Annotated in this window: 19 protein-coding genes; 6 read left to right on the top strand and 13 right to left on the bottom strand. The window is 68.8% G+C overall.

Going from position 1 to position 23,872, the window contains the following annotated elements:
• Positions 1-82: 82 nt before the first annotated feature.
• Entirely contained in the window at positions 83-1,105 is a 1,023-nt protein-coding gene (locus CURTO8I2_RS02365; protein ID WP_159678347.1) for a magnesium and cobalt transport protein CorA, read from the top strand.
• Between the two features lie 16 nt (positions 1,106-1,121).
• Here the strand turns inward: CURTO8I2_RS02365 and CURTO8I2_RS02360 are convergent, their stop codons facing one another.
• From CURTO8I2_RS02360 to CURTO8I2_RS02345, 4 genes are read right to left on the bottom strand one after another with little or no spacing between them, the layout of a single operon-like run.
• Positions 1,122-1,757: an exopolysaccharide biosynthesis protein gene (locus tag CURTO8I2_RS02360; protein WP_159678345.1), complete on the bottom strand. Its 636-nt coding sequence runs from the start codon at positions 1,755-1,757 to the stop codon at positions 1,122-1,124.
• Complete coding sequence (locus CURTO8I2_RS02355) at positions 1,754-2,794, bottom strand: ArsA family ATPase (protein WP_159678344.1); 1,041 nt, start codon at positions 2,792-2,794, stop codon at positions 1,754-1,756. Before CURTO8I2_RS02355 ends, CURTO8I2_RS02360 begins: the two co-directional genes overlap by 4 nt.
• Positions 2,785-3,066, bottom strand: a complete 282-nt coding sequence (locus CURTO8I2_RS02350) for a cory-CC-star protein (RefSeq protein WP_159678342.1) — start codon at positions 3,064-3,066, stop codon at positions 2,785-2,787. Before CURTO8I2_RS02350 ends, CURTO8I2_RS02355 begins: the two co-directional genes overlap by 10 nt.
• Positions 3,063-4,733, bottom strand: a complete 1,671-nt coding sequence (locus tag CURTO8I2_RS02345) for a carbon starvation protein A (protein ID WP_159678340.1) — start codon at positions 4,731-4,733, stop codon at positions 3,063-3,065. The genes CURTO8I2_RS02350 and CURTO8I2_RS02345 overlap by 4 nt, the downstream gene beginning before the upstream one ends.
• Positions 4,734-5,017: 284 nt before the next feature.
• On the opposite strand from CURTO8I2_RS02345, the gene CURTO8I2_RS02340 reads away from it, so the two are divergent.
• Both CURTO8I2_RS02340 and CURTO8I2_RS02335 read left to right on the top strand, forming a co-directional pair.
• Entirely contained in the window at positions 5,018-7,111 is a 2,094-nt protein-coding gene (locus CURTO8I2_RS02340) for a carbon starvation CstA family protein (protein ID WP_159678338.1), read from the top strand.
• A 31-nt stretch (positions 7,112-7,142) separates the two neighbouring features.
• Entirely contained in the window at positions 7,143-7,367 is a 225-nt protein-coding gene (locus CURTO8I2_RS02335) for a CstA-like transporter-associated (seleno)protein (RefSeq protein ID WP_159678336.1), read from the top strand.
• A 147-nt stretch (positions 7,368-7,514) separates the two neighbouring features.
• On the opposite strand, the gene CURTO8I2_RS02330 is transcribed toward CURTO8I2_RS02335, so the two are convergent.
• From CURTO8I2_RS02330 to CURTO8I2_RS02320, 3 genes are all read right to left on the bottom strand, one after another.
• Positions 7,515-8,771: a DUF819 family protein gene (locus tag CURTO8I2_RS02330; RefSeq protein ID WP_159678335.1), complete on the bottom strand. Its 1,257-nt coding sequence runs from the start codon at positions 8,769-8,771 to the stop codon at positions 7,515-7,517.
• Between the two features lie 76 nt (positions 8,772-8,847).
• Complete coding sequence (locus CURTO8I2_RS02325; RefSeq protein ID WP_159678333.1) at positions 8,848-10,941, bottom strand: S9 family peptidase; 2,094 nt, start codon at positions 10,939-10,941, stop codon at positions 8,848-8,850.
• 73 nt (positions 10,942-11,014) lie between these two features.
• Complete coding sequence (locus CURTO8I2_RS02320) at positions 11,015-12,982, bottom strand: S9 family peptidase (RefSeq protein WP_201295466.1); 1,968 nt, start codon at positions 12,980-12,982, stop codon at positions 11,015-11,017.
• A 161-nt stretch (positions 12,983-13,143) separates the two neighbouring features.
• On the opposite strand from CURTO8I2_RS02320, the gene CURTO8I2_RS02315 reads away from it, so the two are divergent.
• The gene (locus CURTO8I2_RS02315; protein WP_159678332.1) at positions 13,144-14,880 is read left to right on the top strand and encodes an oligopeptide:H+ symporter; all 1,737 of its coding nucleotides are present in this window, start codon (positions 13,144-13,146) and stop codon (positions 14,878-14,880) included.
• Between the two features lie 31 nt (positions 14,881-14,911).
• Here CURTO8I2_RS02315 and ssb read toward each other — a convergent pair whose 3' ends face one another.
• Positions 14,912-15,436: a single-stranded DNA-binding protein gene (gene ssb, locus CURTO8I2_RS02310; protein WP_236550980.1), complete on the bottom strand. Its 525-nt coding sequence runs from the start codon at positions 15,434-15,436 to the stop codon at positions 14,912-14,914.
• Between the two features lie 151 nt (positions 15,437-15,587).
• Here ssb and CURTO8I2_RS02305 point away from each other — a divergent pair, with 151 nt between their 5' ends.
• Positions 15,588-16,586 (top strand): polyprenyl synthetase family protein, encoded by a 999-nt coding sequence (locus CURTO8I2_RS02305; RefSeq protein ID WP_159678330.1) that lies wholly within the window; start codon positions 15,588-15,590, stop codon positions 16,584-16,586.
• A 15-nt stretch (positions 16,587-16,601) separates the two neighbouring features.
• Here CURTO8I2_RS02305 and CURTO8I2_RS02300 read toward each other — a convergent pair whose 3' ends face one another.
• From CURTO8I2_RS02300 to CURTO8I2_RS02280, 5 genes are all read right to left on the bottom strand, one after another.
• A complete protein-coding gene (locus CURTO8I2_RS02300) occupies positions 16,602-16,829 on the bottom strand; it encodes a hypothetical protein (protein ID WP_159678328.1) in 228 nt (75 codons plus the stop codon).
• 121 nt (positions 16,830-16,950) lie between these two features.
• On the bottom strand, positions 16,951-18,372 hold the full coding sequence (gene murD / locus CURTO8I2_RS02295) for a UDP-N-acetylmuramoyl-L-alanine--D-glutamate ligase (protein WP_159678326.1): 1,422 nt from the start codon (positions 18,370-18,372) through the stop codon (positions 16,951-16,953).
• Positions 18,353-19,744 (bottom strand): UDP-N-acetyl-alpha-D-muramoyl-L-alanyl-L-glutamate epimerase, encoded by a 1,392-nt coding sequence (gene murL / locus CURTO8I2_RS02290; protein WP_159678325.1) that lies wholly within the window; start codon positions 19,742-19,744, stop codon positions 18,353-18,355. Before murL ends, murD begins: the two co-directional genes overlap by 20 nt.
• Before the next feature lie 22 nt (positions 19,745-19,766).
• Positions 19,767-20,201, bottom strand: coding sequence for a hypothetical protein (locus tag CURTO8I2_RS02285; RefSeq protein ID WP_159678323.1), 435 nt, complete (start codon positions 20,199-20,201; stop codon positions 19,767-19,769).
• Entirely contained in the window at positions 20,198-22,789 is a 2,592-nt protein-coding gene (locus CURTO8I2_RS02280) for a bifunctional aspartate kinase/diaminopimelate decarboxylase (protein ID WP_159678321.1), read from the bottom strand. Before CURTO8I2_RS02280 ends, CURTO8I2_RS02285 begins: the two co-directional genes overlap by 4 nt.
• Positions 22,790-22,898: 109 nt before the next feature.
• Between CURTO8I2_RS02280 and CURTO8I2_RS02275 the strand changes: the two genes are divergently transcribed.
• Positions 22,899-23,771, top strand: a complete 873-nt coding sequence (locus CURTO8I2_RS02275) for a PhzF family phenazine biosynthesis protein (RefSeq protein WP_159678320.1) — start codon at positions 22,899-22,901, stop codon at positions 23,769-23,771.
• The last annotated feature ends 101 nt before the right edge of the window (positions 23,772-23,872 follow it).

The following is a 23,872-nucleotide window of genomic DNA, read 5'->3' as shown; positions in this document are numbered from 1 at the left end:
GCGAGACGCCTCATTGCGCGCAAGCGTGCTCCTGCGCGTGCCGGTGCTTGTCCGAGCGCGCCCACTGGCGGACGATGGCGCGATGCAGACTTCGTCCGATCCCACGCCCGCCGGTGCACCGGCCACTGCCAACCCGAGCTGCGTGGTCAACTGCGCCGTCTACGGACCGGATGGCAAACGCGACATCCTGCTCGACGACATCAGCGACGTGCTCGGCGTCGACGACGGCAGCTTCGTGTGGATCGGCCTGTTCGAACCGGACACCGACGTGCTGGACCAGTTGCAGGCCGAGTTCTGTCTGCACGACCTGGCCATCGAGGATGCCGGCAAGGCGCACCAGCGGCCGAAGATCGAGGCCTATGGCGATTCACTGTTCATCGTCGCCAATACCGCGCAGGCGATCGACGCGCGCATCGCCTACGGCGAGACGCACATCTTTCTCGGCGCACGCTATCTGGTGACGGTGCGCCACGGGGCCTCGTTGTCCTACGCCCCGGCCAGGCAGCGCATCGAACGCGAACCCGAACTGCTGGCGATGGGCGCACCCGCCGCGCTGTACGCCGTGCTGGATGCGATCGTCGACAACTACCTGCCGATCGTCGACGACTTCAAGACCACGCTCAATGCACTGGAGCAGGACATCGTCAGCGAGCAGTTCCATCGCGGCATCGTGATCCGGCTGTACCAACTCAAGCGCGAACTGACCTACATGCGCGTGGCGGTGACGCCGTTGCAGGACGTGCTCTCGCAGCTGGTGCGCAGCAGCAGTCCGTTGATCACGAGCGAGGCCAAGCTCTACATCCGCGACGTGCTGGACCATTCGGTACGCATCAACGAGACCATCGATGCGATCCGCGACATCCTCGGCACCGCGCTCGGGGTGAACCAGGCCCTGGTGACCCTGACCCAGGGCGAGATCGTCAAGAAACTCGGCGCCTGGGCCGCCCTGCTGGCCGCGCCGACGCTGATCACCAGCTGGTACGGCATGAACTTCCGCGGCATGCCGGAGCTCGACGAACGCTATGCCTATCCGCTGCTCATCGGCGGCGTGGGCGTGGTGATGGTCGTGCTCTACCGGATGTTCAAGAAGGCGCGCTGGCTGTGAGCGCGCACGCGCCGGCCTAGGCGGGCCAGATCCGCAGGAACAGTTCGCGGATCGCCAGACCACCGCCGCCGATCAGGACCGCGAAATACACCATCGCCAGCACGTTGGCGACGTGGCCCAGCAGCACCATCCGGCCGTCGCGCTGCAGCAGCCCGATCGCCAGGCACATCAGGGCGACCCCGGGAATCGTGTTGCTGAAGGGAATGAAGCCGAACGGCGCCATCAGCAGCACCGCCCCGAGCACCAGTGCGCCGTCGTTGACCAGCCCCATCGCGCGGCCATCGGTCAGCCGCGACAGGCGACCGGGCTTGGTGATGCGTTCCAGCCGGCGTACCCAGATCAGGCCGGTATCGAGCGCGCCGCGCAGGCGGCCTGCCGGTACCGTGCGCCGGCGCACCGCCCCGGGCAGCCACAGCGCACGACCGGCCATGCGGGCGACGCCGATCAGCACGATCACCGCGCCGAACACCGTGCTGACGCCGGGGATCGACACCGGAATCAGGAACACCAGGGTCAGCAGAATCACCAGCAGCAACATGCCCTGGGTGCCGAGTTCGTCGACCAGCGGGCCGACCTGCACGTCGCCGTCGGGCAACCGCGCGATCAACGACAGCAGTTGCTCGCGCAGCGAGGTCGCGGCGGGCGGCGTCACGTCGAACCCGGATCGGCAGTCGGAACGGTCGCGGAAGGCGTCATGTGGGATCCAAGCAGGGCACCGAAGGCATCGAGCGCGCCCAGCCCGACCACATCGGTGGCCAGCAGCGGGACTTCCTGCAGCGGCAACGACGGCAACGCCTCGTGCAACGCCTGCAGATGCACCGCTTCCTGCCGATGCCGGGTGGCGAGGAACGGTCCGGCATTGTCGGGCGAGCGCTTGTTGACCACCAGCCCCGCGACGTCGATACCGGCGCGTGCCAGCTGCGCGTGCAACTCGATCGTCTCCAGCACCGGCAGGCGCTCGGCGGCCAGCACGATGAAGAACGCGGTGCGCTGCGCATCGGCCAGGACGTTGCGCAGATGCTCGAAGCGGTGACGCCGCCGGTGCAGCAGGCTGCGGATCGCCTGGTCCCGGTCCGCCGGCGTGGCCGAAGGCGTCTCCCCACCCAGCGCGCGCCCGGCGATGCCGTCGTCCCGCCCGAGATTGCGCAGCGCGGCGCCGAAGCGCTCGCTCTTCGTCTGCCGCTGCAGCAGGCCTTCGGTCCAGGCGCTCAGCATTTCCGGCAACGCCATCAGACGCGCCGTGTGTCCCGAGGGCGCGGTGTCGAAGACCAGCAGGTCGTAGTGGTGCAGTCCGTCGTGGACCAGCTCGGCGATCCGCTCCAGCAGCGCCGCTTCGTGCATGCCGGGTGCATCCTGCGACAGCGCCAGGTGCCGCCCCACCTCGCCCGCCAGATGCGCCGGCATCAGCTTGCGCAGGGCATCGCCGACCTGCTGGAGATGCGCGGCAACGGTCGCGTCGGGGTCGATCTCGATCGCGTCCAGTCGCTCGGCCAGGGCCCGCGCATCCGGCCCGACCTCGCATTGCCAGAGATGACCCAGGTTGTGGGCCGGATCGGTGGACACCAGCAGCACGCGGCGGCCTGCCCGGGCCTGCGACAGCGCCAGCGCGGACGCCACCGAGGTCTTGCCCACCCCACCCTTGCCGCCCACGAACACGACGCGCCGCGCCGCGGCGGTGGTCAACAGCATGAAATGTGATCCAGCGGCGAGCGCTCCAGGCCCATCCGGCGATGCCAGTCGTGGAAGCGTTCGTACATCGCCGGCATCAGCTCGAGCGTGTAGTAGCCCACCGGATTGGGCACGCCGAGCGACTCGGAGAACACCATCAGCATGAAGAGGTCCTCCTCGTCACGCTGCGCGCGGGCGAACGTGCGCCGGTAGGGCGTCATGTAGAACTCGCGCAGACCCGCCGACAGGCGGGCCAGCGCGGTGGGCGCTTCGTGTGCGCCCGGATCGGTCATCGCGTCCCGACCGGTTCGCGGCCCTCACGACCCTGACGCATCGCGACCGCGGCCTCGAAGGCGACCCAGACCGCCGCGATCAGGATCACGATGTCCATGGCCAGCAGCAGCCACTTGCCGTCGTTGTAGAACGTGCCCAGCTGCACGACCAGCGCATAGACCGACATCAGCATCAGGAACACCATCGGGATGGCGGTCAGCCACGGGTTGCGGCCCTTGCGGATCAGGATCACGGTGATGATCGCCAGCGTGAGTGCCGCGAGCAGCTGGTTGGTGGTGCCGAACAGCGGCCAGATCACCATACCGCCGCTGCCGCCGCTGCCGGCGCCGAACGCGAGCGCCAGACACACCGCCAGTGCGATCACCGTGCCGAGGATGGTGCCGACCTTGAAACCGGCGAGCTCGGCGGCCTCCTGCACCACGAACCGCTGCAGGCGCAGGCCGGTGTCCATGGTCGTCGCGGCGAACAGGATCGCCATCGTCGCCAGCAGCGTGGCGCCGAGATTCTGCGGCAGGCCCAGACCGGCGGTGATCAGCGCTTCGCCGCCATTGACGAACGCGGTGACGTTGCCGCTGCCGAAGCTGCTGTAGACCGTCTGCCAGTCCACCAGCGTGGCGAAGCCCGCGGTGCAGCAGATGATCGCCGCCAGCGACAGCATGCCCTCGCCCACTGCGCCGAAGTAGCCGACGAAGCGCGCGTCGGTTTCCTTGTCGAGCTGCTTGGACGTGGTGCCCGAGGCGACCATGCCGTGGAAGCCGGAGATCGCGCCGCAGGCGATGGTCACGAACAGCAACGGCACGATGCTCGGCGTGCCCGCGGGTACGGCCGTGTTGAAGGCCGGCGCCACGATGGTCGGCGAGGCGATCAGCACGGCGGCGTAGAGGATGCCCAGGCCGACGAACAGCTGCAGGCCGTTGATGTAGTCACGCGGCTGCAGCAGCACCCACACCGGCAGCAGCGAGGCCACGCCGGCGTAGAGGAACAGCAGCACGATCCACGTGGAGTTCGCGCTCATGCCCAGCACCGTCTCGGGCAGCACGATCGGATACAGGCTGCCGAGCCAGATCAGCGCGTACAGCACCACGACGCCGATGATCGACGGCCACAACAGCCCCATCTTGAAGCGGTAGATGGCCTGGCCGATGAGCAGCGCGACCACGATGGCGCCCCAGACCGGGATCACCGAGGTGGGCGTGGACACCAGCAGGTTCGAGATCACGACCGCGAACGCGGCATTGACCATCAGCAGCAGCAGGAAGATGACGACGAGGAACAGGTTGCGCCCGCGGCGGCCGATGTAGCTGCCGCTGAGCATGCCCATCGACTGGCCCTTGTTGCGCACACTGGCCCACAGCGCGCCGAAGTCGTGCATGCCGGCGAAGAACACCGTGCCGAACACCACCCAGAGGAACGCCGGACCCCAGCCCCAGATCACCGCGATCGCAGGCCCGACGATCGGCGCCGCACCGGCGACCGACGTGAAGTGGTGTCCCCAGAGCACGAACTTGTTGGTCGGCACGTAGTCCACGCCGTCGCGCATGGTGTGCGCGGGCGTGCGGAAGTCGGCTTCGAGCCGGTAGATCTTCTCGGCGACGAACTTCGAATAGAAGAAGTAGCCGAGCGCCATGACCGTCAGACCGACGACGAGCAGAATGATCGCATTCACGTGTCACACCTCCCCTGTACTGCGCGGTGGAAAGACCGCCAAGCGGGCAGGATCGCCGCTGGGACACGGCGAGGGAACCCCCGAAGGGACGATAAGTCCCCCGGCTACGACTAAAGTCTGAGCCGCCCGACGCCGGGCATGCGCGCCTGCATGTCCTTGTTTCCACAAGGCAACGCGCGTGCGCGCGCGTATTAACAAGCGTCACCCCGGCGCACGCAACGAAAATCCCGTTGACGACGCCCGGCGACGGCGAGACGCTTCGCGCCATCAACCAGGGGTGACCTATGAACGGTGTCGGGAAACATGCCCTGTGGGGCGCGGTGGCACTGCTGGGCGCCTCCTGCATGGGGGTCATCGCCCTGCGTCAGGGCGAGCAGATCAGTGCGCTGTGGATCGTGGTGGCCGCGGTCTCGATCTACCTCGTCGCCTATCGCTATTACAGCCTCTACATCGCCGACAAGGTGCTGGGGCTCGACCCTCGCCGGGCCACGCCCGCGCACGTCCACAACGACGGGCTCGACTACGTGCCCACGAACAAGCACGTGCTGTTCGGCCACCATTTCGCCGCCATCGCCGGCGCCGGGCCCCTGGTCGGCCCGGTGCTCGCCGCGCAGATGGGCTACCTGCCCGGCATGCTGTGGCTGATCGTCGGCGTGGTGCTCGCCGGCGCGGTGCAGGATTTCATGGTCCTGTTCGTGTCCACGCGCCGCAACGGCCGCTCGCTCGGTGACCTGGTGCGCGAGGAGATGGGCCAGGTCGCCGGCACCATCGCCCTGTTCGGCGCCTTCATGATCATGATCATCATCCTGGCGGTGCTGGCGATGATCGTCGTCAAGGCGCTCGCCGAAAGCCCCTGGGGCATGTTCACGGTGATGGCGACGATGCCCATCGCGATCTTCATGGGCCTCTACATGCGCTACATCCGCCCGGGCAGGATCGGCGAGATCTCGATCTTCGGCATCGTCGCCCTGCTCGCCGCGATCTGGCTGGGCGGCAAGGTCGGCGCGCATCCGACCTGGGGACCGGCCTTCACCTTCACCGGCATCCAGATCACCTGGATGCTGATCGGCTACGGCTTCGTCGCCGCGACCCTGCCGGTCTGGCTGCTGCTCGCCCCGCGCGACTACCTGTCGACGTTCCTCAAGATCGGCGTGATCGTCGCCCTGGCCATCGGCATCGTCATCGCCAGCCCGGAAGTGACCTCGCTGAAGATGCCCGCCTTCACCGAGTTCGCCTCCACCGGCGACGGCCCGGTCTGGAAGGGCGGCCTGTTCCCGTTCCTGTTCATCACGATCGCGTGCGGCGCCGTCTCCGGCTTCCATGCGCTGATCTCTTCGGGCACCACGCCCAAGCTGCTCGCCAGCGAATCCCACGCGCGCTACATCGGCTATGGCGGCATGCTGATGGAATCGTTCGTGGCGATCATGGCGCTGGTCGCGGCGTCGGTGCTCGACCCGGGCATCTATTTCGCGATGAACAGCCCGGCGGCCGTGCTCGGCACGGATGTGCAGAGTGCGGCGGCGGCCGTCAGCCAGATGGGGTTCGTCATCACCCCCGAAGCGCTGGCACTCAAGGCCCAGCAGATCGGCGAGGGCACGATCATCTCCCGCGCCGGCGGCGCGCCGACGCTGGCCGTGGGCATCGCGGTGATCCTGCACGATGCCCTGCCCGGCACGGGCGATGGCGCCATGGCGTTCTGGTACCACTTCGCGATCCTGTTCGAGGCGCTCTTCATCCTCACCGCAGTCGATGCCGGCACCCGCGCCGGACGCTTCATGCTGCAGGACCTGCTCGGCAACTTCATTCCGGTCCTGCGCAAGACCGACCACTGGGGCGCGAACGCGATCGGCACCGCGGGCTGCGTGGCGTTGTGGGGCTACTTCCTCTACCAGGGCGTCGTGGATCCGCTGGGCGGCATCAACACCCTGTGGCCGCTGTTCGGCATCGCCAACCAGATGCTGGCCGGCATCGCCCTGATGCTGTGCACGGTGGTGCTGTTCAAGATGAAGCGGGACCGCTACGCGTGGGTCACGATCGTGCCGGCCGTGTGGCTGCTGATCTGCACCACCGCGGCGGGCCTGATCAAGCTGTTCGATCCGAAGCCGGCGATGGGTTTTCTCGCGCAGGCCCGTCACTACCAGACGGCGCTGGACAACGGCGAGCTGCTGGGCGCGGCCAAGACCGCCGGCCAGATGCAGCAGGTCGTCGTCAACGGCTACGTCAACGCCGGCCTGACGACGCTGTTCCTGTTCGTGGTCTTCAGCACGCTGTTCTTCGCGGTCCGCGCCATCCTCAAGGCCCGTCGCAACCCGGCGCCCACGGCCAAGGAATCGCCGTTCGTCGAACTCACCCCCGAACAGCAGCAGGCCTGGCTGTGACGGCCCGGGCTGCAGGCGGAGCACTGCACTGATGGCCGGCGCACTGGTGCCGGTCGAGTATTTCGCCACGCACAAGCGTGTGTGGCGACGCGTGGTGCAGACGGCGCGACTGTGCTGCGGCGTGCCCGATTACGACAACTACGTGCGCCACGTCCTCGAAAAACATCCCGACCGGGAACCGATGGACTACAAGACGTTCTTCCGCGAACGCCAGGAAGCCCGCTTCGGCGGGCGCAGCGGATTCCGCTGCTGCTGATCCCCCGACGCGCTTGCCGCGACGGCGGGCGACGCCCGTCGAACGTTCGACGCCCGGATCCGGTTGCGGGTCCGGCGGCGACACGCGATCACCGGCCCGCGGCGCCTGCGCGACACGCCCGGCCGGCGCGCGACCGGGCTGCGGCGCTTACTGCCCCGCCATGACCCGCAGGATCTGCCCCACGAAGTAGGCGATCACGGTCCCGGTCGCATAGCCGACCGTGCCCAGCAGCACGCCCACCGGCGCGAGCGAGGGATGGAAGGCCGCGGCGATCACCGGCGCGGATGCGGCGGCGCCGACATTGCCCATCGAGCCGACGCCGACGTAGAACATCGGCGCGCGGACCAGGCGCGCCGCGCCCCAGATCACCAGCACATGCACGCTCATCCAGATCACGCCGATGGCCAGCAGTTCCGGGCGGTCGGCGAGCTTGAGGAAATCCATCTGCATGCCGATGCAGGCGATCAGGAAATACAGGAAGACCGTGCCGACCTTCGACGCGCCTGCGCTTTCGAGCCGGCGCGCACGGGTGAAGCTGAGCAGCAACCCGGCGAGCGTGGCGATCACCACCACCCACACGAACGCCGAGTCGAGACTGAAGCGCGCAGCCCAGTCGTAACGGGCGAACCACGCGGCGAGCGGCGTGGACACCGCGTGCGCCAGGCCGACGAAACCGAACGCGACCGCGATGATCACCATCAGGTCGGTCAGCGTGGGGATCCGCGCGTTCTCGGCGTCGAACGCCGCGATGCGGGCCTTCATCTCGTCGATGGCGCGGGTGTCGGCGCCCGAGCGTGCGTCGATCTGCGCGGACCGGTTGGCGACGAACAGCAGCGTCGCCATCAGCGCGCTGGCCATCGCCACGTCGACGACGGCGAACTGCCCGAACAGGGTGGCATCGACCTCGTAGACCTCACGCATCGCGACCATGTTCGCGCCGCCTCCGATCCAGCTGCCGGCCAGCGCCGCCATGCCCTTCCACGTATCGCCGGCGACCGCGGCCGGCCAGACCCATTCGAGCAACTGGAACGACACGATCGCGCCCAGCACGATGCCGACGGTACCGGCGACGTAGACGAACACCAGCTTGGGACCCAGCCTGAGGATGCCCTTGAGATCGATCGACAGCGTCAGCAGGACCAGCGCCGCCGGCAGCAGCACGCGACTGGCGACCGGGTTGTAGAGGCTGTTGTTCTCGCCGTCGATGAGGCCGACGGTGTTGTAGAACGCCGGCACGAAATAGCACAGCAGCAGGGCCGGCACCCAGGTGAAGACCTTCTTCCAGAACGGCGTGGGGCCGCTGGCCAGCCAGAAGATCGCACCGAGCGTGGCGGCCAGCAGGCCGAACATGACGATGTCGCTGGTGATCAGCGCGGTGGAGGGATCGGTGGATTCGAGCGCCATCGTGGCGGTACTCCGGTGGAATGCGTGGGTGCAACGCAGAACGGCCGGCTTGCGCCGGCCGTCCGTCGGGAGCCGCTTACTGGCCGATGTGCTGCTTGAGCCAGGCGTTGACGGTGTCGTGCCAGAGCACGCTGTTGTGCGGCTGCAGGACCCAGTGGTTCTCGTCCGGGAAGTACAGCAGCTTCGAGTCGATGCCCTTGCGCTGCAGCGCGGTGAACGTCGACAGGCCCTGGTCCACCGGCACGCGGTAGTCCTTCTCGCCCTGCACCACCAGCATCGGCACCTTCCAGTTGGCGACGTGGTTGACCGGGTTCCAGCGCTCGTAGTTCTTCGGCTGGTCGAACGGCGTGCCCTTGTTCTCCCATTCGGTGAACCAGAGTTCCTCGGTCACGTAACCCATCGAGCGCGTGTCGAACACGCCGTCGTGGTTGACGAGGCACTTGAACGGCGCATTGCCCTGCCGGTCGAACCAGTTGCCGGCAATCCAGTTGATCATGTAGCCGCCGTAGCTCGCGCCGAGCGCGCAGGCGCGGTCGCCGTCGAGAAACGCGTACTTGTCCTGCGCGGCGGCCCAGCCCTTCTGCAGGTCCTCGAGCGGCTTGCCGCCCCAGTCGCCGCTGATCGCATCGGTGAAGGCCTGGCCGTAGCCGGTGGAGCCGTGGAAATCGATCATCACCACCGCGTAGCCCTGGCCCGCATACGTCTGCGGGTTCCAGCGGTAGCTCCAGCCGTCGCCGAAGCTGCCCTGGGGGCCGCCGTGGATCAGGAACGCGACCGGATAGGTCTGGCCTTCCTGGTAGTTCCACGGCTTGACCACGTAGCCGTAGACGGTGTCGTTGCTGGCGCCCTTGAACGAGAACTGCTCGTAGTCGCCGAACGCGACATCGGGCAGACGCTCGGCCGCCGTGGGGGTGATCTGGCGCAGTTGCGCGTCGGCGCCCAGCGCCTGCAGCGAGCCGGTGTAGAGCGTGTCGCCGCTGCGGATCGAGTTGCGGGTCAGCGCGACGGTGTCGCCGGCGATCGCGAACGACGACACCGAGCCGTCGGCGACGAGCCTGGTCACTTCGCCGCTGGCGACATCGACGCGGAACAGCGGGTATTGACCCGTGTCCTGCGCGGCGACGTAGAGCGCGCTGCCGTCGGCCGACGGCGTCACGCTGCTCGGCGAACGATCCCACTGCGGGGCGATTTCGCGCGTCTGGCCGCTGGCCACGTCCATCGCCATCAGCGCGTAGCGGTCGGCTTCGAAACCGGGACGCTTCATCGCGCGGTAGAACAGCGTCGCGCCGTCCTCGCTGAAGACCGGGCCGGTATCCCAGGCCGGATTGGCGCTGGTGAGGTTCACCGGCGCGGCATCACTGGTCGCATCGATGCGGTAGAGATCGAAATTGGTCGACCACGGCGCCTCGCGGCCGGCGACCTTGACGCTGGCGACGACCGAACGGCCGTCCGGCGCCCAGGTGTAGTCCTCGGCGCCGCCGAAGGGCTTGGACGGGATGTCGCCCTCGAGCGCATGGCCCAGCGCGCGCACCGTCGTGGTCGCGCGCGTGCGCGCTGCAGGCAGGTCGGCGATGAACAGGCGGCTCATCGTGCCGTCCTTCCAGGTGTCCCAGTGGCGCACGAACAACTGGTCGTAGACCACGCCGCTGGCCTTGGCATCCTTGGTCTCGGCGAGCTTCTGCTTCGTGCACGCGAGATCGGCCGCGCACTCACCGAAGGTGTCGGCGCTGAACGCGACGCGCGTGCCATCGGGCGAGATCTGGAAGGTGCCGATGTCGACCGCGACGTCGGTCAACTGGCGCGGCGTGCCGCCGGCGATCGGCATCGCGAACACCTGCGAGCTGCCGTTCTTGCTGCTGAGGAAGTAGACCGTCTGGCCGTCGGCCGACAGCGCCGGCGAGTTGACGTTCCAGCCGTCCGGGGTGATCCGCTTCGGCGGCGCCATGTCGCGGGTCAGCAGGTTGCGCGCGTACAGCGCGGTCGTGGCCTTGCCCGAATCGAAATCCAGCGTGCGCTGGGCGAACACCAGCTGGCGCCCATCGGCGGTCAGCAGCGGAGAGGACACCCGGTCGAGCTTGACCAGATCGCGGACATCGAGGCCCCGCTCCTGGGCGACGGCCGGCAACGCGGCAAGCAGGCACAACGGCAACAGCGCAAGGCGCAGGGACATGGCAGGGCTCCGTACAAAGAGCCCGAATGGTAGGCCGGCGCCGCGATGCTGGCAAAGCGGCGCCGGCGGGGTGTCACTGGGCGGCGCGTTGTCCGCCCAGATGCGTGGCGAAGAAGTCGAGCAGCTTGGTGTAGTAGGTGCGGCGGTTCTCCGGCTTGTAGAAGCCGTGACCCTCGTTTGCGACGTAGAGCGTCTCCACGGGTACGTCGGCTGCACGCAGCGCGCGTTCCATGCTGCGGGTGTGCCCCACCGGCGCGACTTCGTCCTTGCCACCTGCCACCAGCAAAACAGGGCTACGGATCTGCGCCGCGCGCTGGGTCGGCGACGCCGCTGAAAGCGCCTGCGCGTCCGCGCCGACCCACTCGTCGAACCAGGTGCGCATCCAGGCAGCGCCGCGACGGTCGTCGTTGCGCATCATCGGCAGGTCGTAGACGCCGACATAGCCGGCTGCGCACCGATACAGATCCGGCTCGCGCGCGGCGCCCATCATCGCCGCGTAGGCACCATAGCTGCCGCCATAGATGCAGATGCGATCCTGCGTGGTGTGGCCCTGTTCGATTGCCCAGCGGGTCGCATCGGTCAGATCGTCCTGCATCTTGCCGCCCCACTCCCGGGCGCCGGCCTGCATGAAACTGCGGCCGTATCCGCCGGATCCACGGTAGTTCACCTGCAGGACGGCGTAGCCGGCTTTCGCGAGCAGCTGCGTTTCCGGATCGAACGCCCAGGCGTCCGAAATGCCGAAGGGTCCGCCGTGCGGTACCACGACGAGCGGCAGCGGCTGTCCGGCAGGCGCACCCGCTGGACGGGTCAGATACCCGTGGACCGTGAGACCGTCGCGCGCGCGGATCGCCACGGGCGCCATGGGGCTCATCTGCTCGGGATCGATCGCGGCGCGACGTGCCAATACGAAATCGGCCTTCTTCTCGCGTGCGTCGTAGGTGTAGAAACTGCCGGGGTCACGATCGCTGGTGGCGAGCAGAAGCTTGGTGTTGGCATCGCGTGTCGACGAAGCGACACCGATCTCATGGCCGGGAAAAGCCTGTTCGAACATGCGGAACAGGCGTGCGTCGTCGGATTCGGGCTCGAAGAATGCCAGTCGTGGCGTCGCGCCTGGATAGCGCACGCCAATCGCGACCTCTGTGCCGGGCCGGTAGAGGATCTCCGGGTCGACGGCCTCGTCGCGCAGCAGTTCCCGTCGTTCACGCGAGGCGATGTCCATCGCGACAATCGCATCCGGACCCGCGGGCTGGGTCACCTGCAGATAGGCGATGGTGCCGTCCTGCGAAAACCCGACCGGAGACTCGATGCGGCCCGACGTGCCCTGATGGTTCAGCAGTTCCCAGTCCGCGCCACGATTGGCGCGGTAATACAGCTGGCTCAGGTTGTCACTGCGCGAACCGACGGCGAAGCGGACCTCGCCCTGGTGATCGGTCACGAACCGCGCCTGGTTGACCGGCACGGTGGCGATCGTGTTGCGGCGACCGCTGTAGACATCCATCCGGTCGACACGGGTGTACGGATCGCCACCGAACGGCGAAATGGCGACCAGCACGTTGCGGGGATCATCCGGCAGCATGTCGATGGGCCACGCGAAGACACGCTCTTCCTTCGGGCCGCTGCGGATGTTGGTGCCGAGTCCAGAGTTCTGTACGCGATAGCCCACCAGCAACTGCGCGCGGGAGCCGTCGGCATTCATCGCGTAGAGCTCGCCGGTGGAGGCAGGGTAGTCGCGCATGCCGAAGCGCTGGGCGAGACCGAACATCAGGCGGTCCTCCTTCGCCCACCAGAAATCGGCGATGTGCGTGTTCGCCGGCAACTGGAAACTGCCGACGATGCTGCGGTCGATCCGGTTGAGAATGGCGATGACCGACCGGTCCTCGGCCGGCAGGGTTGCCGCGAGGAAACGCCCGTCGGGCGAAATCTTCAGATCGAGGATGCCTTCATCCTGGATGAACGGCCCCAGCTCCACCTGCGCATGCAGGGCGGGTGCGCCCAGGCAGGACAACGCGATACACACAGACAGCAGTCCCTTGCGGACCATACAAACTCCCGGTTTCGAGGCGGTGCCCCGACCGTCGAAGACGCTCTCCCCGGGCACCGCTGCCATCATCCTACTGAAGTCGGCGCGGACGTCACATGCCCGAATGCGCAACTGGTCCGGCTGCAAATGCTGCGCCTATACTCGCGCCTTCGCCCGCCCGGATGACGGCCTTGCGCCCTGCCACCGCTGTAGCCACCGCGTCGCGCGCGGATTTTCTGGGCCACCCCAAAGGGGTCTTCGTCTGCTTCTTCACCGAGATGTGGGAGCGCTTCTCGTTCTACGGGATGAAGGCGCTGCTGCTGCTCTACATCCTCAAGTACCACCTGTTCGGCGACGACGCGGGCTTTGACCTGCTCGGTGCCTACGGTGGCCTGGTGTATGCGGTCCCGGTGATCGGCGGCCTGCTCGCGGACCGGTATCTGGGCATGCGCAAGGCGGTCGTGCTAGGCGGCGTGCTGCTGGTGCTCGGGCATCTGGGCATGGCCTACGAGGGCGAACAGGCGCGCATCGTCGATGGCGTCGTGGTGCGCGACGAGGCCGCGCTGCAGGTGTTCTACCTGTCGCTGGCGCTGATCATCATGGGCGTCGGCTTCCTCAAACCCAACATTTCGACGATCGTCGGCAAGCTCTACGCGCCCGAGGATCCGCGACGCGATTCCGGGTTCACGCTGTTCTACGCCGGCATCAACGTTGGCGCGCTGTTTGCGAGTCTGGTGTGCGCGTTCCTGGGCGAGACCTACGGCTGGAAATACGGCTTCGGCGCGGCCGGCATCGGCATGGTGGCCGGGCTGATCGTCTTCATCTGGGGCCAGAAGTATCTCTACGGGCTGGCCGAACCGAACGATCCGGCGAAACTGCGCGAACGCGTCGGCCCGTTGTCGCGCGAATGGTGGATCTATGCCGGCAGCGTCGCCGGTGCACTGCTGGTCTGGCAGCTGATCCAGCGCACCTGGACCGTGCACGGTGCGATGCACCTGATTGCCGTCGCCCTCGCGGCGTGGTTCGTCTGGTTCCTCGTGCGCCACTGCACGAAAGTCGAGCGGCAGCAGATGCTGGCGCTGGTGCTGCTGATCATCGGCGTGCTGATCTTCTTCACCCTCTACGAGCAGACCTACGGCGCCTGGGTCACGTTCACCGACCGCATGCTGACCAAAGACCTGTTCGGCCTGACGCCCGGCGACTACACGCCCGGCATTCCGTGGGCGATCTTCGCACTCGCCAGCAGCCCGGTCCTGATGGTGGCTGCGCTGCGCGCCAGCGATCGCGGCAACGACGGACTGGCGAAGACGGCGGTCATCGCGATGGTCGTCGCGCTGGCGGTCGCGCTGGTCCACGATGTGGTGCTGGTGCCGCAGACCGCCGGCTCGCTGACCTTCCTCGGCGCGTTCTTCATCGTCGTGCTGGCGCCGGTGTTCTCGTGGCTGTGGCCCTGGCTGGACCGCCGCGGCCTCAACCCGAGCAAGCCGGCGAAGATGGCGATCGGCCTGGTGTTCGCAGGCCTCGCCTTCGTGCCGCTGATGCTGGCCGCGCAGTCCGCCGGCAGCGGCGTGCTGGCCAGCGTGTGGTGGCTGGTGCTGGCGTATTTCCTGCTGGAACTGGGCGAGATGTGCCTGTCGCCGATCGGCCTGTCGGCGGTGACCCAGCTGTCGGTCGCGCGCGTGGTGGGCCTGATGATGGGCGCGTTCTGGCTGGCCACGGCGTATTCGGAAGTGCTGGCCGCGCAGTTCGGTAAGCTGACCTCGATGGACGTGCCGGCCGGCGAGACCTTCGACATGGCGGTCGCGGCCGCCAAGTACGCGGACCTGTTCCAGCTGATGCTGTGGATCGGTGTCGGTTCGGGCCTCGCCTACTTCGTGCTGTCGCCGCTGGTGCGGCGCTGGATGCACGGGGTGCGTTGAGGCGGCGCGATCTGCGCGCTCGAACGGACCGTCATGCCCGGAACGCAGAACCCCCGATCGCTCGGGGGTTCGTGCAGGACATCAGGCGACGCGACGCGCGATCAGAACGGGATGTCGTCGTCCGAGAAATCGTCCATCGGCGCGGGACGCTGCTGCTGCGGCGCCGACTGGCGCGAAGGCGCGGGACCGCGCTGCTGCGGGGCATCGCCACGCCGCCGTCACCGCGGCCGCCGAGCATCTGCATCTCGTTGGCGACGATGTCGGTCGTGTACTTCTCCACGCCGTCCTGGCCGGTGTACTTGTCGTAGCGGATCTCGCCTTCGATGTAGCACTGGCTGCCCTTGCGCAGGTATTCGCCGGCGATCTCGCCGAGCTTGCCGAAGAACACCACGCGGTGCCATTCGGTGCGCTCCTGCTTGTTGCCGTCCTTGTCGTTGCGCACGCTGGTCGTGGCCAGGCTGATGCGGGTCACGGCCATGCCGCCCTGGGTGTACTTGGTGTCGGGGTCGTTGCCGAGATTGCCGACCAGGATGACTTTGTTGACGCCGCGGGCCATGGGAATTCCTTGGATTGCACCGGCTTCGAGACCGGCGTGATGGACCTCCACAGTATAGCCGCCAGCCGGTCGGCGTCCGACCCCCGCCCTCGCCCGCACGCCACTGTCGGGCGTCTCCTATAATTCCGGTCCTGCCTGTCCCGGATCCTGCATGAACAACGTCGCCCACCCGGCCGCCCGCCTCGATCTGCCGGCGATCCAGGCCCTCGCCGCCGGCGACATGGCCGCCATCGACGCGCTGATCCGTGACCGCCTGGCCTCCGACGTCGTACTGATCAACCAGGTCGCCGAACACATCGTCTCGGCCGGCGGCAAGCGGCTGCGGCCGATGCTGGTGATGCTGGCCGGCCGCGCGACCGGCACGATCAGTGCCGAGCACCACCAGCTGGCGGCGATCGTCGAGTTCATCCACACCTCGACCCTGCTGCACGACGACGTGGTCGACGAATCCGACCTGCGCCGCGGCCGCAGCACCGCGAACGCGATCTGGGGCAACGCGGCCAGCGTGCTGGTCGGCGATTTCCTGTACTCGCGCAGCTTCCAGCTGATGGTCGAACTCGACCGCATGCCGGTGATGCGCATCCTCGCCGACACCACCAACCGCATCGCCGAGGGCGAAGTGCTGCAGCTGCTGCACGTGCGCAATCCGGACACCGACGAGACTGCCTACCTCAACGTCATCGAACGCAAGACCGCGGTGCTGTTCGCCGCCGGCACGACGCTGGGCGCGCTGGCGTCTGGCGCGGATGAGGCAACGCAGCGCGCGCTGTACGACTACGGCATGCAGCTCGGCTACGCGTTCCAGATCGCCGACGACGTGCTCGACTATTCGGGCGATGCCGACGCGCTGGGCAAGAACCTCGGCGACGATCTCGCCGAAGGCAAGGCCACGCTGCCGCTGATCCACGCGATGGCGCAGGCCACGCCCGATGTCCGCGCGCGCCTGCGTGCGGCCATCGAGAGCGGTGATGTCGGTGCACTGCCCGACGTGCTGGCCGCGATCGAAGCCGCTGGCAGCCTCGAGTACAGCCGTGCGCGCGCACTCGCATACGCCGAGGCGGCCGAACGTGCACTCGCAGGGCTGGCTGACAACGACGCCGTCGCCGCGCTGCGCGGCCTGGCGCGTTACGCGGTCGAACGCGGACACTGACGCGTCCTGGCGCCGTCAGCCGCCGAGCACCCGGTACGTGACTGACCCCGCCGAGACCACCAGCACCAGCAGGATGATCGCGCCGGCCGGCCTGGCCAGATTGACCGTCCAGCCCAGCGCGCGCGGCACCTTCGGCACCCACAGCCTGTCATCGTCCGCGGACCGGTAGAGGCCGAGCCAGCGCGGCCCGATCCAGTTGCCGGGATTCCGCCAGGCGCGTGCGTTGCGTTCGCTGCGATCCATGTCGACGTCCTGTTCGATGGACGTCCAGTCTCTCAGTCCGAGACCGCGCACAGGCGCCCATCCGACGGAACACGGAACTGCGACGACGGACCGGACCTCTGGCCCGACCAACCGGTGCGCCTCAGGCGATCCCGATGCCCGGAATCGCCGTGATCGCATCCGGATCGAAGCCGCCCAGCGCGGCGAAATGGCGACCGCGCGCGGTGTAGTCGCGGTAGGCACCGAAGCTGGGCGCGCCCGGCGACAGCAGCAGCACGCCGTCGCCGTCCAGCGCCGCGCGCGCCTGCGCGATCGCCGATTCGAGATCGTCGGCCGCCGACAACCGGAAGCCGGCGTCGCGGGCGATCGGCGCGAGCAGATCATGGATGCGCGGGCCGTTCTGGCCCAGGGTCACGATCGCGTGCGGCGCGCCGGTACGCATCGCATCCGCGAATGCCTGCCAGTCGAGGCCGCGGTCGTGGCCGCCGACGAGCAGTGCGACGCGGCGATCGCGATAGACATCGAGCGCGGCCAGGCTCGCGTGTGGCGTGGTGCTGATCGAATCGTTGACCCACAGCACGCCGTCGCGCGTGCCCAGCGGTTGCAGGCGATGCGGCAGCGGCACGAAACCCGCGGCGGCCGATGCCAGCGGCGCGGCATCGATGCCCAGCGCTTCGATCGCGGTCAGCACGCCGCAGAGATTGCCGCGGTTGTGACGGCCCGGCAGCGGCAGGCCCGAGGTGTCCATGATCGCGGTGTCGCCGCGATGCAGGACATCTCCCCGCAGATGCCAGCCTTCGGGCGTGCCGAACCAGCGGATCTCGCTGTCCGGCAGCACCAGCGCGGCGAGCCGCGGATCTTCGGCATTGAGCACGGCGATGCGCGGCCGCGCGCGCGTGACAAGGCTGAGCTTGTCGTCGATGTACTGCGCCTCGCTGCCGTGCCAGTCGAGGTGTTCGGGAAAGATATTCGTGACCACGGCGATGTCGGGTCGCACACCGCCCGCGGCGACATCGCCGGTCTGGTAGCTCGACAGTTCGATCGCCCAGGCGTTGGCGTCGGCATCGCGCAGTTCCAGCAACGGCAGGCCGATGTTCCCGGCCAGCGCGGTCCGCAGGCCGTGCGCGCGCAGCAGGTGCGCGAGCAGTGCGGTGGTCGTGCTCTTGCCCTTGGTGCCGGTGACACAGACAGTGCCGGCGGCAACGTCGCCCGGCGCGGCGCGCCCGGCGAACCACAGCGCCGTGCCGCCGATGAAGCGCGTGCCCTGCGCGGCCGCCGCGCGCGCCTCCGGCCGATAGGGGCTGATGCCGGGCGATTTGATCACCACGTCGAACCCGGACAGACGCCCGGCGCCCGCGTCGGTGTCGACCTGCAGCGCCGGATCGCCTAGCGCCTCGATGTCGGCGGCTTCGGTCTCGGCGCAGAACACCGTCAGCGGCAATGCGCCGCCCGGCCCGCCCACTGCCCGCAGCGCCGCGTAGGCCGCGCGGCCTTCACGTCCCCAGCCCCACAGCGCGACACGGCCGCCGACGGCGGCGATGGCCTCAAGTTGCGAGATGCGCACGCAGGCGGTCCCAGAGCACGTCGGGAATCCGGTGCGCATCGGCTTCCACGGCCAGCAACGCGGCGACATCCAGTTCGTGCGTGTCGAGCTGCGGTGCGATCTCACGGGCGAAGCGCGCGACGACCGCGTCTTCGCGCCACTCGGGGCGCTTGGCCAGGGCCGCCATCGCCGCGCGCGATTCGCGGCCTTCGCCGACGCATTCGAAGGGCTTGTGGTCCTGGTACTCCAGCAGGGCATCGAAGCCCGGCACCTGCGCCGGATCGTCGAGCAGATTGCGGCCGAAGATCGCCACCAGACGCGGCTTGGGCATGAACGGCGCGAGCGCCAGAAACACGAAATGGCACTTGGGGCAGATGCCGCACCAGCGGTTCACCGGGCGCTCGCCGAGCAGGTGGAAGTTGCGGTTGCAGCTGGAGAAGTGTGCGTCGTAGCGATCGGTCTTCGCGAACTGGCGCGCGACGGCGAGTTCCGACAGCGGCCGCAGCAGCGAGTAGTACTGCAGATCCGCGGCCACGCGCGTCTGCACGTGCTCGCCGAACGCTTTTTCGAATGCCCAGCCCTTGGACCACTGGTGGTTCACCTCGCCGGTGCCCGGAATGAGGCTGCCGTAGCTGGCCGAGCGTTCGTTGGAGAACACCACCTGGTCCACGCCGTGCAGCACCGCAGCGAGCACGAGAATCGCCGAGTTGATCGCGGTGACCGGGATGTGTCCGTTCCACGCGCCCTGGCGGTTGTACTCGAAGAGTTCCGGCGCGATCGAACGGCCGATATTGAGCGTCGGCAGGCCGGTGCGCTCGGCGCAGACGCGGATCAGCTGCGAGCCGCCGATCCAGCTGACGGTCTGCGCGACGTCGAGCGCGCGCAGCGCTTCGATCGACACCAGCGAATCCTTGCCGCCGCCAATCGCGACCAGCGCATGCGTGCGCAGACCGAGCGCCGGCGCGTCCTGATCCGCGGAGGCGCCGTGCGGGAAGCGGATCGTCCCGTGCAGGTCCAGCCCGTTGCGGTATGCGAATTCGCCGAGTCCGTGCACGTACACGTCCTCGATCAGCGCCGCGGTGCCCGCATCGATCGCGTAGTCCTCGATGCGGATCTCCGTCGGCACGGCCGCCTTGTAGTAGCTCACGCCGGCGATCAGGTGCAGCAGCCGCAGCGCCCGGGTCACGGCCGCGGCGCGCGCGTCGTCGAGCGCGAACGGTGCGCCCGGCACGGTGACGGTTTCGACCAGCTCCGGGCCGTCGTCGAAGGCGTAGACCAGTCGGGCCACGCCGGTGTCGGGGTCGAACGCGCACCGCACGAAGCGGAACGCGGCGATGGAATCACGATCGAACATGGTGCTCAGGTCTCCAGCGGATACGAACGACGCGCGCATCGGGCGTCGGCAACACAGGGCCTCACGCCAGACCCCGATGGCGCACGCGCCCGAGGTAGCGGCGCGCGGGCAGCAGCGCGACCAGACACGCCGGCCCGAGGCCAATGGCCAGTCCGGGCGCGCCGAACACTGCGGCGCTGTACACCCACGACAGGCTGTCATCACCGGGTGCGAGCAGCGCGACCAGGCCCAGGCTCATCGGCACGAACAGCACGGCGGCCGTCAACGCGGTCGCGCAGGCCATCGCCAGTACGCGTCGCCCGGCGGTCCGTCGCCCTGCCCGCCAGCGCCAGCCTGCCACCCAGGCCGCCGCCAGCGCGGCGGCGAGCATGGCGACGCTGGCGAGTTCCCAGAAGAACGCATTGGCGATGCCCATTTCCAGCAGTCCCCCGAGCGCGAGGGTCAGCGTAAGGGCCAACGCGCCGCAGACGAGGGTGTATTCCAGCCGCGGACTCACTCGAGCACAGCCTCACGCGGCAGGCCGCGCAGGTTGTAGGTGTTGGCCATGACGAAGCCGTAGGCGCCGGCGTCGGCGATCAGCACCGTGTCGCCTTCGCAGGTCGCGGCCGGCAGGCGCCGGCGCGTGCCGAAGACGTCACTGGATTCGCAGATCGGACCCACGATCTCGACCGTGGTCTCGTCCGCATCGTCGAGCCGGGTCAGGTTGTGGATGCCGTGCCAGGCGTCGTAGAGCGCCGGCCGCATCAGGCTGTGCATGCCGGCATCCACGCCGACGCGGCGCGTACCCAGCTTGTCGACCACCTGGGTGACGGTCGTCAGCAGCACGCCGGCTTCGGCGACGAGGTAGCGGCCCGGCTCGATCGCCAGCCGATAGCGCGGGTATTCGGCCTTGATCGCCGCCAGGCCCGCCGCCCAGGCCGGGATGTCGAACGGCACGTCGTCGGGCCGATACGGGATCGGCAGACCGCCGCCGATGTCGATCGTGTCGACGGTGCCGACCGCATCGGCGAAGCCGGCGAGTTCGGCATAGACCTCGCGCCAGTGCGCGACGGTCTCGATGCCGCTGCCCAGATGCGCGTGGATGCCGGTGATGCGCGCATCGACCTCTTCGGCGGCGATCAGGAATTGATCGAACGCACCCAGCGGCAGGCCGAACTTCGACGCCGCGCCGCCCGTGACGACCTTCGCGTGATGCCCGTCGCCGCGGCCAAGATCCAGACGCAGCCACAGGTCGCGGCCGCGGAAGACCTCCGGCCAGTTGCGCAGCGCTTCGACGTTGTCGACGGTCACCGTGACGCCGCGCGCGTACGCCGCCGCGTATTCGCCCCGCGGCGCGAAGCTCGGCGTGAACAGGACGCGCGCCGGTTCGAGATCCGGCAGCACCTCGAACACGTGTTCGAGTTCGCCCTGCGATACGCATTCCAGACCGAAACCGGCCTCGACCAGCGCACGCAGGATCGCCGGGTGCGGATTGGCCTTGATCGCGAAGAAGCGACGGTCGATCGCGGTCGCCGCCTCGAGCGCGGCAGCGCGTTCGCGCACCGTGGCCAGGTGGTAGACGTAGTGCGGACGGCCCGGCTCGGCGACTGCCAGCAGCGCGTCGCGCGCACCCTGCCACCACTGCGGCGCACGTTCGCGGCGGCCGTGCGCGATCTCGCGCCAGCTCGGGCCGAACACGGTGTCATCGAACACCGGCATGGCGCCGCTGTCGATCAGCTCGGCATGCAGCACCGGCAGCAGACCGTCGGCGTCGGCCTCGTCGATGACGAAGGTCAGGTTGAGATCGTTCGACGACTGCGAGATCAGGTGCACGCGTTCCTTGCCGAACGTGGCCCAGACATCCGACAGCTTGTGCAGCAGCGAGCGCATGCCGCGACCGACGAGGGTGATCGCCGCGCAGGGCGCGATGACCTTGACCCGGCACACCTCGGCCAGATCGTCGCTCAGGCGCGCCAGCACGTCGGTGCTGACGAGGTTCTCGCTGGGATCCAGCGACACGGTGACGTTGGTCTCCGACGAGCCGATCAGGTCGACCGACAGGCCGTGGCGCTTGAAGCGCTCGAACACATCGGCGAGGAAGCCGACCTGCTGCCACATGCCGATGCCTTCCATCGACACCAGCACGATGCCGTTGCGCCGGCTGATCGCCTTGACGCCCGGCACCGGTTCGGCGCTCGCGTCGATCGCAGTGCCCGGCAGATCGGGGCGTTCGGTATCGAGGATCGCCATCGGCACCCCGCCATCGCGGCAGGGCTTGATCGAACGCGGATGCAGCACCTTGGCGCCGGTCGTCGCGATCTCCTGCGCCTCGGCATAGTCCAGCCGCGCGAGCAGGCGCGCGTCGGGCACGTCGCGCGGATTGGCACTGAACATGCCGGGCACGTCGGTCCAGATCTCGACACGTTGCGCGCCGAGCAGCGCGCCGAAGTACGCGGCCGAGGTGTCCGACCCGCCTCGCCCGAGGATCGCCGTGCCGCCGTCGCCGTGCCGGGCGATGAAGCCCTGGGTCAGCAGCATCCGCGGCGCCTGCGCGGCAAAACGGCTGCGCCAGTCGCCGTCGGGTTCGCGCCGGCAGTTCACCGACAGCCGCAGCGCCCAGTCGCTCTGGTTCGGCAGCGCCACTGCGTCCAGCCAGTCGCGCGCGTCGCACCAGCCGAAATCCAGGCCCTGCGCCGCGAGGTAGGCCGCGCCGATGGTGGAGGACAGCAGTTCGCCCTGGCCCAGCACCTCGGCCTGCCAGTCGAGCGTGCGCGTCGAGGCGCGTGCATCGCCGGCCAGCGCCTGCAGCGCGGCGAGACGCGCGCCCAGCACCGCATCGGCATCGAGCCCGAGTTCGGCGACGAACGCGCGGTGGCGCGCGACGAGCGCGTCGACGCGCGTGGTGGCATCGGCCGCACCGTCGGCGATCGCGGTCAGTTCGTTGGTCACGCCCGACAGCGCCGAAACCACCACCAGCACGCGCGCACCCTGCTCGTCGGCCCGGCGTTTCGCCAGCCGGCCGATGGTGTCCCAGCGGTGGCGACGCGACACCGAAGTGCCGCCGAACTTGAGCACGATCCAGCGATCGTCGGAGGGTGAGGACATCGAGGTGGGGTCTCGGATGAAGGTGAGAACGGGCGCGGGACCGGAGGGCGGTGGTGACACGCGCGGCGACAGGCGATTCTAAAGCAACCCTCCACACCCCGAGACGCCCGTGCCCAGTCGCCGCTACCTGCAACTCGATGTCTTCGCCGACCGGCCCGGCGCCGGCAATCCGCTCGGTGTGGTGGTCGATGCCGAGGGGCTCGATAGCACCGCGATGCAGGCCATCGCGAACTGGACGAATCTGTCGGAAACCATTTTCCTGCTGCCCCCCGATGCAGACGCCGATTACCGCGTGCGCATCTTCACCCCGCGCCAGGAACTGCCGTTCGCCGGCCATCCCAGCGTCGGCGCGGCCTGGGCGGTGCTCGACCAGGGCCTGGCGACCGCGCGCGGCGGCGCGCTGGTACAGCAATGCGGCGCCGGCCTGCTGCCGGTGCGCATCGTCGCGCAGGGGACTCGCACCGTGCCCTGCGTGCGCGCGCCGCGTGCGGTGCAGGTCGCGGCGCGCGAAGGCCTGGCGTCGCGGCTCGACGCCGTGCTGCAGGCGCTCGGCGCGCCGGCCGCCGCGCACGCGCTGCTCGACAACGGCCCGCGCTGGTGGTGCGTGGATCTGGGCTCGTCGGCGGCGGTGCGCGCGCTCGCGCCGCCGCTGGCGCAGATCGCCTCGTTGTGCCTGGCCAGCGACGCCGTGGGCCTGGCGATCTGCGGACGCAGCGACGCGCCCGATCATGCACTCGCGGTGCGCGCGTTCTGTCCGGCGGACGGCATTCCCGAAGATCCGGTCACCGGCAGCGCGAACGCCGCGATCGCCGCGTGGCTGCATCGGGACCGGGCCGAAGACGGTCGCGTGGTCCGCTACATCGCCAGCCAGGGGCGGGAGCTGGGCCGGGACGGGCGCGTGGCGGTCGAGATCGACGCGCAGGGCGAGGTGTGGATCGGCGGCGCGGTCCAGGCCGTCATTCGCGGCACGTTCGACTGGTGAGCACTGCGTTGCCCGCTGACGCGAAGCCGGACCTCGAGGGAGCGCCGCTGGGCGGCCGCCCGGGATGCCAGCGTTCCGGTCTCGCACCTGCAGGCAGTCGC

Origin of the sequence: Luteimonas sp. 9C (genome assembly GCF_902506295.1) — a bacterium.
GTDB lineage: Bacteria > Pseudomonadota > Gammaproteobacteria > Xanthomonadales > Xanthomonadaceae > Luteimonas.
Note: the sequence above shows the minus strand (reverse complement) of the source record. Positions and strands in the feature narration are given on the sequence as shown.

What these genes read in the sequence shown, in the direction of transcription:
- CURTO8I2_RS02365 (WP_159678347.1), top strand. Translation starts at nt 83, where the DNA reads ATGCAGACTTCGTCCGATCCCACGCCCGCCGGTGCACCGGCCACTGCC.
- CURTO8I2_RS02355 (WP_159678344.1), bottom strand. Translation starts at nt 2,794, where the DNA reads ATGCTGTTGACCACCGCCGCGGCGCGGCGCGTCGTGTTCGTGGGCGGC.
- CURTO8I2_RS02350 (WP_159678342.1), bottom strand. Translation starts at nt 3,066, where the DNA reads ATGACCGATCCGGGCGCACACGAAGCGCCCACCGCGCTGGCCCGCCTG.
- CURTO8I2_RS02340 (WP_159678338.1), top strand. Translation starts at nt 5,018, where the DNA reads ATGAACGGTGTCGGGAAACATGCCCTGTGGGGCGCGGTGGCACTGCTG.
- CURTO8I2_RS02335 (WP_159678336.1), top strand. Translation starts at nt 7,143, where the DNA reads ATGGCCGGCGCACTGGTGCCGGTCGAGTATTTCGCCACGCACAAGCGT.
- CURTO8I2_RS02330 (WP_159678335.1), bottom strand. Translation starts at nt 8,771, where the DNA reads ATGGCGCTCGAATCCACCGATCCCTCCACCGCGCTGATCACCAGCGAC.
- CURTO8I2_RS02325 (WP_159678333.1), bottom strand. Translation starts at nt 10,941, where the DNA reads ATGTCCCTGCGCCTTGCGCTGTTGCCGTTGTGCCTGCTTGCCGCGTTG.
- CURTO8I2_RS02320 (WP_201295466.1), bottom strand. Translation starts at nt 12,982, where the DNA reads ATGGTCCGCAAGGGACTGCTGTCTGTGTGTATCGCGTTGTCCTGCCTG.
- CURTO8I2_RS02315 (WP_159678332.1), top strand. Translation starts at nt 13,144, where the DNA reads ATGACGGCCTTGCGCCCTGCCACCGCTGTAGCCACCGCGTCGCGCGCG.
- ssb (WP_236550980.1), bottom strand. Translation starts at nt 15,436, where the DNA reads ATGGCCCGCGGCGTCAACAAAGTCATCCTGGTCGGCAATCTCGGCAAC.
- CURTO8I2_RS02305 (WP_159678330.1), top strand. Translation starts at nt 15,588, where the DNA reads ATGAACAACGTCGCCCACCCGGCCGCCCGCCTCGATCTGCCGGCGATC.
- CURTO8I2_RS02300 (WP_159678328.1), bottom strand. Translation starts at nt 16,829, where the DNA reads ATGGATCGCAGCGAACGCAACGCACGCGCCTGGCGGAATCCCGGCAAC.
- murL (WP_159678325.1), bottom strand. Translation starts at nt 19,744, where the DNA reads ATGCGCGCGTCGTTCGTATCCGCTGGAGACCTGAGCACCATGTTCGAT.
- CURTO8I2_RS02280 (WP_159678321.1), bottom strand. Translation starts at nt 22,789, where the DNA reads ATGTCCTCACCCTCCGACGATCGCTGGATCGTGCTCAAGTTCGGCGGC.